The sequence below is a fragment of the Aeromicrobium phragmitis genome, from assembly GCF_003674095.1.
Taxonomy (GTDB): Bacteria; Actinomycetota; Actinomycetes; order Propionibacteriales; family Nocardioidaceae; genus Aeromicrobium; species Aeromicrobium phragmitis.
This window is the reverse complement of the sequence record NZ_RDBF01000024.1, coordinates 1-1,326: the sequence shown is the minus strand read 5'-3', so window position 1 is coordinate 1,326 and position 1,326 is coordinate 1. Positions and strand designations below refer to the sequence as shown.

Sequence of the window (1,326 nt, the reverse complement as noted above, 5' to 3'; positions counted from 1 at the left end):
GTCCGCCATTGCGAGTCGAGATGCGGAGTGGAGGAAAGGCCTCATTGAAAGGGCCGAACGTTCAGGGCTTACCCGGGACGAGGCGATCGGAGTGGCGCGAGCTTCACGGGGCAACGCACGAAGCGTGCAAGCGGCCACCAAGACGTCACCGAGGGCACGGTCCCGGAGCACGGCGAGCAGTGGACGGACGCGGGAACGCGGCTTGGAACGATGAGATCATGCCGTCTTGGTTAGGCGGCCACGGCACAGGTTGACGATGTAGATCGCGGTGTGCACTACGCGGTTCCTCAAAGAGGGGCAGACCTTCGAGCCTGGAGGCGCGTCCTCCATGAGCCGCCTGTTGCTCGGCGTCCTCGGAGCCGTGGCCGAGTTCGAGCGCTCCCTGATCCGCGAGCGGCAGGCTGAGGGCATCGCGCAGGCCAAGGCCAAGGGGGTCTACCGGGGCAGGGCGCGCCGCCTCAGCCCGGAGCAGGTCGTGGAGGCGAGGGAGAGGGTAAGCGCTGGTGTGCCGCTCTCCCGAGTTGCTCGCGAGGCGGGAGTGAGCCGGAGCGTGATGGATGACGCGGTGAAGGGGCGCGGCGCCTACGCTGACGTGTCAGAAGTCGCCTGAAAGGCGGTGCCCCCGCCCCCCTCGCCATGAGCGCAGGCGTCAGTTATCCGCGCCCTGCCTGAGCCGGGCTCGTTGCGATCATAGACTGAGGCTAAAGAAGGCAGTATCAAGGAGGACTTCAGGCATGCCAGCAGCGCCACGCGGGTCACGACGCACGACGACTCACGGTGCGTTGGCGCTGGTGGAGGACCCGCCCGACGCGACAGGGCGGGGTGCTATGGCGCCTGTCTCCGACACCTTCGACCTCCACCACGGCGACGTGAGCGAGGTCTACGAGACCTGGCCCACTCCAACCACCATCATCAGCGATGGCGCGTACGGGGTGCGTGGCTTCCACGGTGACACCGTGGACTCCACCGACCTCGTGGACTGGTACCGCGACCACATCGAGGCGTGGACCCGTGCCGCCACCCCCGGGACGACGCTGTGGTTCTGGGGGACCGAGGTCGGGTGGGCGACCGTGCACGCCGAACTGGATCGCCAGGGGTGGGACTACGTACAGACGATCATCTGGGACAAGGGGCTGTCCCACATTGCTGGGAACGTGAACGGCAAGACCATCCGCCAGTTCCCCGTCGTGACCGAGGTGTGCGTCCTCTACCAGCGTCGGTTCGAGGTGCCCACGGAGGATGGCCTGCTGGGCGTCCAGGAGTGGCTGCGCCACGAGTGGCAGCGTTCGGGATTGCCCTCTACCTGTCGAACGAGGCTTGCGGGGT

General features: G+C 67.1%; 1 protein-coding gene and 1 pseudogene. Both read left to right on the top strand.

The features are described from left to right. Positions 1-328 precede the first annotated feature (328 nt). A complete protein-coding gene (locus D9V41_RS16045; RefSeq protein WP_121795601.1) occupies positions 329-610 on the top strand; it encodes a recombinase family protein in 282 nt (93 codons plus the stop codon). A 217-nt stretch (positions 611-827) separates the two neighbouring features. Beyond that, positions 828-1,326 (top strand): annotated as a pseudogene (locus tag D9V41_RS16040) (DNA methyltransferase); the annotation flags it as partial.